Genomic DNA, 2,787 nt, shown 5'->3' with positions numbered 1-2,787 from the left:
CGCCCGTCGGGCCCAGGAAAATGAACGAACCGATCGGCCGGCGCGGATCACGGATACCGGACCTCGCCCGGATCACCGCGTCCGCGACCAGTTGCACCGCCTCGTCCTGACCGACGACCCTCTCGTGGAGAATCTCGTCGAGCTTCAACAACTTCTCCCGCTCACCTTCCTGCAGCCGGGCGACCGGGATACCCGTCCACGCGGCCACGATCTCTGCGATCTCGTCTTCGGTGACCACTTCACGCAGCAACGGATTCCGGCCCTGCCTGGTAGCCAGTTGCTCCTCCGCCGCCTCGAGCCGGCGCTCCAGCGCGGTGATCTCGCCGTACCGCAACTCGGCGGCCCGATTGAGGTCGTAGTTGCGTTCCGCCTCCTCGGCCTCGTGGCGCAATCGTTCCAGCTCTCCCCGCAGCTCCTGCACCCGCCGGATCGCCTGCCGCTCCGCCTCCCATTGAGCGTGCCGGGCGTCGGCCTCGGCCCGCAGGTCGGCCAGCTCCTTGCGCAATTCTTCGAGGCGCGCTTTGCTGGCCGCGTCCGTTTCCTTGGACAGTGCGGCCTCTTCGATCTCCAGCCGGGTCACCTTCCGGGTGAGCTCGTCGAGTTCGGCGGGCATCGAATCGATTTCGGTGCGTAGCCGAGCGCATGCCTCGTCTACGAGATCGATCGCCTTGTCCGGAAGGAAGCGGTCGGTGATGTACCGGTGCGAGAGGGTCACGGCGGCCACCAATGCACCGTCCTGAATCTTCACGCCGTGGAACACCTCGAGGCGTTCTCGAAGTCCGCGCAGAATCGAGATCGCATCCTCGGCACTGGGCTCGTCGACGAGAACCGTCTGGAAGCGACGCTCCAGTGCCGCATCGGATTCGATGTGCTTGCGATACTCGTCGAGAGTGGTGGCACCGATCATGTGCAGTTCGCCGCGTGCGAGCATCGGTTTGAGCATGTTGCCGGCGTCGAGAGACCCCTCGCCGCCGACCGAGCCCGCTCCGACCACGGTATGCAACTCGTCGACGAACAACAGGATGCGCCCCTCGGCAGCCTTCACCTCGGACAGCACGGCCTGCAGTCGCTCCTCGAACTCGCCGCGGTACTTCGCACCGGCCACCAGAGAACCCATGTCGAGCGAGAAGATCGTCTTGTCGCGTAGGCCCTCGGGCACGTCGCCGCGGACGATCCGCTGGGCGAGACCCTCGACAATCGCGGTCTTACCGACACCGGGGTCGCCGATCAGCACCGGGTTGTTCTTCGTTTTCCGGCTCAAGATCTGAGTTACCCTGCGGATCTCGGCATCTCGGCCGATGACCGGATCGAGTTTGCCTGCCCGCCCCTCGGAGACGAGGTCGCGCCCGTACTTCTCCAATGCCTCGTACGCCCCCTCCGGGGTGGCCGAGGTGACACGCTGATTGCCGCGCACCTTCGTCAGCGCTGTGAGGAAGGCGTCTCGTGTGACCCCGTGACTGGCGAGGACCCGACCGGCCGCGCTGGCCGATCCTTCCTCGGAGAGGGCCATCACGAGATGCTCCACCGACACGTAGGAATCCTTGAGTCGCTTCGCCTCCCGCTCTGCGGCGTCGAGCAGCTTGGCCAGGCGCTGGGTGATCGTCACCTGACCGGGTGTCGCGCCGGGGCCGCTGACCTTCGGCCTACGCGACAGTTCACGATCCAGATCGGATCGCAGGGCATCGACGTTCGCGCCGGCCTGTTCGAGCAGTCGGGGTACCAACCCATCCTGCTGATCGACCAACGCGAGCAGCAGGTGCTCTCCGTCGACCTCGGTGTGGCCCATTCTGGTCGCGACGTTCTGGGCTTCCTGCAGGGCTTCTCGTGACTTTTCAGTCAGGCTGCCGGTGTCCATGGGGGTGTCCTCCTTCTGCGGGAAGCTGCTTCGAGTTTCTCGATTCGATCCAGCAGATCGAGCACGAGCCCGATTGCCGAGTAGTTCAGGCCCAGGCCGGTCCGCAGCCGTTGGATGCGGGCGGCGTGGACCACTTCGGATGGTTCGAACGACATCTCTCCGCCGGCGTAGCGGTGGGCGTCGAGCAGTCCGAGAGCCACAAGCTTTCGTGCCAGGTCGGGGTGCAGCCCGGTACGTTCGGCGAAGGCATCCGGCGACAAACCGGCACGGCGAACCAATACGTACTGAGTGACCGGGGTCGGGGTGCTCATGTCTCTTTCCTCGGATCGAAGTTCGATTCGGCGCCCAACTGCTCGAACAGCTCGCGTTCACGTGCTGTCGGTTTCGACGGAACCATCACCTTGATTTCGGCGTAGAGGTTGCCGTTGGCGCCCCGCGGATTCGGCATTCCCTCTCCGCGCAGGCGCAGCTTCCTACCAGTCGACGAGCCCGGCACCACTTTGACTTTCGCCTCGCCACCCGGGGTGGGAACGACGACTGTCGACCCGAGAACCGCCTCCCATGGCGATACGGGCAGATCGACGTAGATGTCCCGACCCTGCACGCGGAACCGTGAATGCGGTTTGATCCGCACCACGAGGTACAGATCCCCAGGCGGCGCGTCACCGTTGCCTCGGCCTCCTTGCCCGGCCAACCGGATTCGCTGGCCGTCCAGGACGCCGGCTGGAATGTCGACGTCATACTGCCGTCCGTCCAGTCTGAGAGTGCGTTTTCCGCCCTGATAGGCCTCTTCCAGCGCCAGTTCCAGTTCGGCCTCCTGATCGGCGCCGGGAATCGGTCCGAACCCACCGCCTCCGCCGAACATCTGCCCGAAGAGGTCTTCGAAGTCGACGCCGCCCTCGCCACCGACACCGTGACCGAAGTGCACCCTT

Annotated in this window: 3 protein-coding genes; all 3 read right to left on the bottom strand. The window is 65.3% G+C overall.

Features of this window, described 5'->3' with window-relative positions:
- Window positions 1-1,855: Clp protease N-terminal domain-containing protein (locus tag G8767_RS35060; protein ID WP_166814262.1), on the bottom strand; the 1,855-nt coding region annotated here is incomplete at its 3' end.
- Entirely contained in the window at window positions 1,837-2,166 is a 330-nt protein-coding gene (locus tag G8767_RS35055; protein WP_003942652.1) for a chaperone modulator CbpM, read from the bottom strand. The genes G8767_RS35060 and G8767_RS35055, both read right to left, overlap by 19 nt.
- The coding region (locus G8767_RS35050; protein WP_166814260.1) for a DnaJ C-terminal domain-containing protein at window positions 2,163-2,787 on the bottom strand (625 nt) is incomplete at its 5' end. The genes G8767_RS35050 and G8767_RS35055, both read right to left, overlap by 4 nt.

The sequence above is a fragment of the Rhodococcus sp. IC4_135 genome (genome assembly GCF_011602025.1).
Classification (GTDB): Bacteria; Actinomycetota; Actinomycetes; order Mycobacteriales; family Mycobacteriaceae; genus Rhodococcus_F; species Rhodococcus_F baikonurensis.
This window is presented reverse-complemented; position numbering and strand designations above follow the sequence as displayed.